We start from the raw sequence: 6029 nt of genomic DNA, 5'->3' as shown, positions 1-6029 counted from the left end.
CGGGTCTCGCTGAGCGCGCCGCTGGGAACCAAACGAGGCGTGGGCAAGGGAACATTCGTGACCTCTGTCATCGAAACGCTCGAGCGGTTCTACGAAGAGGTCGTGCAGAACCTGCGTGAATGGCAGGGCTCGGCCGACGGGGCAGCCGCGGACGACGGAACCGGTGCGGCATAGGGCCGCGCACCGCGAACGCGGCCGCGTCGTTGGAGCACGATCTTCTTTGACCTCGTGTGCGCTCGAAGTCATAGCGTGCGGCGAGCGGACAGGGCGGACGAGTGGGCCCGTCGCCGTCCGATCTCTCGTTACAGCGAAAGGGCGCACCATGACAGAGGCACATCCGGCTCGCGCCAACACGGTGGGGGCCAGCGCGGTGGGGGCCAGTGCGACGGGAACCGGCTCGGCGGGGACGCTGAGCGGGACCGTGGCGTTGGTGACCGGCGCGAGCAGCGGTATCGGAGCCGCGACCGGGCGGGAGCTGGCACGGCAGGGGGCGGCCGTCGCGCTGGTCGCCCGGCGTGAGGACCGGCTTGAGCGGCTTGTCGGCGAGATCGAGGCGGACGGCGGGCGGGCGATCGCGCTCGCCGCCGACCTCACCGAGCAGGAGCAGGCGATCGGCGCGGTCGAACGGGCCGTGGCCGAACTCGGCCGGCTTGACACGGTCGTCAACAACGCGGGGGTGATGCTGCTTGGGCCGATCCTCGACGCGCCCACCAGCGAGTGGGACCGGATGATCTCCCTGAACCTGCAGGGGTTGCTGTACGTCTCGCACGCGGCGTTGCCGCATCTGGTCGCCGCGGCCGAGACGGGCCCCCGGGAGGTCGCGGACCTGGTCAACATCAGCTCGGTCGCGGGCCGGCGGGCGATGTCGATGAGCGGCATCTACAACCTGACCAAGTTCGGCGTGAACGCGTTCACCGAGGCGTTGCGCCAGGAGATCACCGCCCGGCATGTGCGGGTCAGTGTCGTCGAGCCGGGCGCGGTCACCACCGAACTCACCGACCACCTGCGTCCCGAGATCCGTGAGTACGCCCGCTCGGCGTTCGCCGGGGTGGAGAGTCTGGTGGCCGAGGACATCGCGGACGGCGTCGCCTACATCGTGACCCGGCCACGCCGGGTGGCCATCAACGAACTGCTGATCCGGCCTACCGAACAGGTCCGCTGACGCGCGCGGCTCCGTCCGGGTGAGCCCCCTGCGCAGGGGGCTCACCCGGACGGGCCGGTGGATGAGGTGTGGGTGACCGCCCGGTCAGGGAACCGGGGCCAGGACGGCACCGAGGATGCAGGCGGCGCCGGCGCCGGCCAGCGCGCCCCACAGTGACCAGCCACCTGGCGGCGTCCACTGGGCGGAGTCGAAGTACCACCGTGGGCCGTTGACACCGACGGCATAGCGACGTCCATTGGCCCACAGCGCCACCAGGTGCACCGCGGTGACCAGCGAGGGCACCGTGATCCGCAGGCTCTGGCGGGCCCAGGGCGCCAGCCGGTCGGCGCGGCGGGTGACGATCTCCCCGGCGACCAGCGGAACCAGCAGCGCCAGCGGCAGCAGATAGCGCCCGTACACCGGGAAACGGGTCTGACGCAGGACGAGCACGTCCAGGCCGACGGCCACCGCCGCCGCGCCGACCAGGACCAGCGCCAGCCCCACCCGGGTCCGCCGCGACCCGAGCGCGACGGCCAGCCCGACGAGGACGAGCGCGCCGACCCACCACATCCAGTAGGCGAAGTCGGGCATCGGCAGGCTCGCCCAGCCGAACACCCCCACCCACTGGCGCACCCAGGCCTGGGCGTCGAAACCGAGCCGGTGCAGTCCTTCGATGACCACCGGACGGTGGATGCCCGGATGCGGCTGCACGGCGCGTTCCCACAGCAGCGTCGCCACGATGCCCACGGCCGCCGGCGCGAGCGCGAGCGAGCGCCAGAGCACCGGCCAGGCCGCGGCCCAGCCCACCGCGGGTCGGGCGTGCCGGCTCTCCCGGCTCTCCCGGCCCGCCCGGTGCTGGGGGCGGCCGGCGGCGAGCACACCGCCGACCACGGCGGCGAGCAGCACCTAGGCGGGGCCGGTGGGCCGCGACAGCGCCCCGACGAGACCCGCCGCCGGCCATGTCCACAGGGGCGCGGCGCCCGCCCGACCCATCCGCAGCGCGAGGGAACACAGGGCGAGCGTGCCGGCGATCTCGAGGCCGTTCGTGCCGAGCACCGAGCCGAGGAACAGCACCATCGGGGACGCGGCCAGCAGCACACCGGACAGCGACACCGGCCCGGCCCGGCGGTCCCAGGCGGCGCCGAGCGCGACCGCGAGCAGCAGGGCGACGAGGGCGGCCGTCACCGCCCGTCCGGTGTAGAGCGCGGCACGCGCGGTGTGGGTGCGCGCCATCGCCGCCCCGGGGACGGCATACACATACGGCTCGTAGGTGCCGACGTAGCTCAACGCCCGGGTGGCTGGCGCCCGGGTGGGCGGCCGGTCCAGGCAGCGGACGGAACGGTCGTTGTGGAACAGGTCGCAGGAGAAGTGGGCGGCGCCCGGGTCGACGCCGGCCGGTAGCTCGAACACCCGACTGTTGCGGTTGATCCAGGCGATGCGCTCCGGCGCACCGGGCTGGTCGCCGAACGCCGGATGCGCCAGCCGGCCCGCGACACCCGTCCACTGGCCGGTGCCGGCGCCGACCTCCTTGATGAAGTTGGCCGGTTCGTCCGGTCCGAACCCCGGCGCGTTGCTGCCCACCCAGGCGGACAACAGCAGGGAGAAACCGGCCATCAGCAACGCCAGGACCAGGCGGCCACCGGGCGCGCGGCGCGACGCCGGTCGGGCGCGCCGATGCATGCGGGACAGTGCGTCTCCCCCGAGGCAGAGGGGCTCCGCGCCGGCTGACCACGCGAACGTGGCTGGGTGATCGTGGCCGCGGAGTCGTGGCTGGGCGATCGTGATGCTACGCAAAGTAGGACGGGCATCAGGATATGCGGAACATCGGGCTATCCCGCACCTTCGTGGACGGTACGACCCGACTCCGACAGAACCGTCATGGCGGCCGCGCGCACACGGGTCCATCGGCCCACACCAGGGAGACGATGGTTTCTGCGGTTATAGTCGTTTTTGTCCGGTATTTCCGGCCGGATGGGTTCTGGGACGAAGCTGGCCGATGCGGTCGAATGATTACGCGGCGACCACTGGTCCTCACGCATCGAAACTTGTTGGCCGATCGGTTCGTTCAACAGGGTGCGACATCCGTCACCGCAGGTGGCGGAAAGGTGGAGACGAGGCGGGCGACCAGAGGTCGATCAGCGGTGTCACCGTTGATCAGACCATGACCGCCTGATCGGCGCCGTTCCAGGCCATCCCACCGATTCGCTTCCTTGAGCCCCGATCGCGAGGAGATGACGTGAGTTCACCCATCCCACCGGCGACGCCGCCCGGGAAACCCCTGCCCGCGTCGAACCCAGCGCGGCAGAACCACTCGCCGCCGGGCGTACGCGCGTCCTGGCGCCCTGATCTTCAGGCTTCGCTGGTCGTGTTCGTCGTCGCGCTGCCGCTTTCCCTCGGTATCGCGGTGGCCTCGGGCGCACCCGTGGCCGCCGGCCTGCTGGCCGCGGTGGTCGGCGGCATCGTCGCCGGTGTGCTCGGCGGTGCCCCGTTGCAGGTCAGCGGCCCGGCCGCGGGCCTGACCGTCATCGTCGCCAACCTGATCAACAGCTACGGCTGGCGGACCACCTGCCTGATCACGGCCGCCGCGGGCCTGCTGCAGATTCTGCTCGGTCTCGGCCGGGTCGCGCGAGCATCCCTGGCCGTGTCGCCCGCGATCGTGCACGGCATGCTCGGCGGTATCGGTCTGACGATCGTGCTCGGCCAGATCCACGTGGTGCTCGGCGGGACGGCCGAGAGCCACGCCTGGGAGAACATCAAGGACATCCCGCGGGCGATCCTCGATCCGCACAGTGGCGCGACCGCGGTCGGCCTGGTGACCATCGCCGTGATCCTGCTCTGGCCACGGCTGCCGGAGGCGGTGCCCGGCGCCCTGCGGCGGATGCCCGCCTACCTGGTCGCGGTCGTCGTGGGTACCGCCTTCGCCGGGATCGCCGGTTTCGACGTGCCCCGCGTCGACCTTCCCGCCTCGCTGTTCGACGCGGTCGCCCTGCCCGAGCTGCCCGATCACGACTGGTCCGGGGTGATCCTCGGGATCGTCACCGTCGCGATCGTGGCCAGCGTCGAGTCGTTGCTGTCCGCGGTGGCCGTGGATCAGCTGGCCACCTCCCGCGGCTGGCGTGGCCCCCGGGTCAACCTTGATCGCGAACTCATCGGCCAGGGTTCGGCCAACCTGCTCTCCGGTGTCATCGGTGGCCTGCCGGTCACCGGCGTCATCGTGCGCAGCTCGACGAACGTCGCCGCCGGTGCCCGCACCCGCGCCTCGGCGATCCTGCACGGCGTCTGGATGCTCGGCTTCGCGCTGTTCCTCGGTTTCGCCGTCGAGTGGATTCCGCTGGCGGCTCTCGCCGGGCTGCTGGTGGTCGTCGGCGTGCGGCTGGTCGACATCTCCCACCTGCGCCACGTCCGCCGCCACGGGGAACTGCCGGTCTACGCGGTGACCCTGGTCGGTGTCGTCGGCCTGGACCTGCTCAAGGGGGTGGGTCTCGGTCTGCTCACCGCGCTCGTGCTGGTGCTGCGCCGGGTGCTGTGGTCCAGCGTGCACCTGCGCCGTGACGGTGAGCTGTGGCAGGTGGAGGTCAAGGGGACCCTCAGCTTCCTCGCACTGCCACGCCTGGCCCGGGTCCTCGCCCGGATTCCCGCCGGTACCCCGGTGTCGATCGAGCTCATCGTCGACTACCTTGACCACGCCGTCTACGACCACCTTCGCGGCTGGTGCGCCAACCACGAGGCATCCGGTGGCTCCGTCCAGATCGACGAGATCGGTCGGGTCTGGCTGGGTCGCGCCGACCTGAGCCAGCGCCGTCGTTCGGTCGTCCCCCACCTGCCCCGCTGGTTCGCCCCCTGGTCACAGTGGCAGGACAGCCCCTCCACCCAGGACGCCCCCTCCGCCCAGAACAGCTCGTCCGCCCAGAACAGCTCCTCCTCCGCGGACGACCCGGCGGTGAGCGGTACGTCGGCCGGGTCGGTGACCACCGCCTCGTCCACCAGCCCGACCGGTACCCGAACCACGTCGGAGACCGACGCGGCGGGAGCCGCCGCGGGCACGACCGACGCGCTGCCTGCCGAGGACCAGGTGCCCTCCGGTGCCCAGGCGCAGGCCGAACTCGACCACGTCGGGACGATCATGGTCGGGGTTCGGGAGTTCCACCGCCGGGCGGCCCCCCTGCTGCGGGACACCTTCGACGGTCTCGCCGCCGCGCAACAGCCCGGTGCGCTGTTCCTGACCTGCGCCGACTCGCGGATCGTGCCGAACATTCTCACCAGCAGCGGCCCAGGTGACCTGTTCACGGTGCGTAACGTCGGCAACATCGTGCCGCGCAGCGCGGCCGCGTCGTCCGGCGCAGCCTCGCACCTCATCATCGGACGGCCCGCCGGGCACGGGACGGGCATGGCCCGTGGGCGCGGCATGGCCGCCGGGGTGGGCATCGGCGCCGCGACCGGGCCACTGCCCAGCGTGCCGTTCTCCACCGAACTGTCCGTCACCGCGGCGGTGGACTACGCCGTGGAGGTACTGCAGGTACCGGCGATCGTCGTGTGCGGGCACTCGTCCTGCGGCGCGATGAAGGCGCTGCTGGCCGGGTCCGGTCCGCTCGACTCCGCGCTCGCCGGCTGGCTGGCGCACGCCGCGGCGTCGCTGACACGCACCCCGCCGCCCGGCACCGAACACCTGGCGCCCGTCGAACGGCTCGGCCGGGCCAACGTCGCCCAGCAGTTGGAGAACCTGCGCGAGCAGCCGACCGTGCGCCGCGCCCTGGAAGCCGGCTCGCTACGCCTGGTCGGCATGTACTTCGACATCGCCGATGCCCGCATCTCCGTGCTCGACCAGGCCAGCGGCCGGTTCGTCGACCCGGCGGACGCGCACACCCCGCTGACCCCGCCCCGGCTGCAG

General features: G+C 72.1%; 2 protein-coding genes and 1 pseudogene. 2 read left to right on the top strand and 1 reads right to left on the bottom strand.

Annotated elements, in window-relative coordinates; all coding sequences use genetic code 11:
• Positions 1-322: 322 nt before the first annotated feature.
• Positions 323-1162, top strand: coding sequence for an SDR family NAD(P)-dependent oxidoreductase (locus G6R24_RS17260; protein WP_163550257.1), 840 nt, complete (start codon positions 323-325; stop codon positions 1160-1162).
• 84 nt (positions 1163-1246) lie between these two features.
• On the opposite strand, the pseudogene G6R24_RS17255 reads toward G6R24_RS17260, so the two are convergent.
• Positions 1247-2755: pseudogene (locus G6R24_RS17255) on the bottom strand (DUF2142 domain-containing protein).
• 622 nt (positions 2756-3377) lie between these two features.
• Between G6R24_RS17255 and G6R24_RS17250 the strand changes: the two are divergent.
• Positions 3378-6029 (top strand): SulP family inorganic anion transporter (locus G6R24_RS17250; protein ID WP_163550256.1); only part of this gene is annotated, 2652 nt, incomplete at its 3' end.

This window comes from Candidatus Frankia nodulisporulans (genome assembly GCF_902806475.1).
Taxonomy (GTDB): Bacteria; Actinomycetota; Actinomycetes; order Frankiales; family Frankiaceae; genus Frankia; species Frankia umida.
This window is presented reverse-complemented; position numbering and strand designations above follow the sequence as displayed.

What these genes read in the sequence shown, in the direction of transcription:
- G6R24_RS17260 (WP_163550257.1), top strand. Translation starts at nt 323, where the DNA reads ATGACAGAGGCACATCCGGCTCGCGCCAACACGGTGGGGGCCAGCGCG.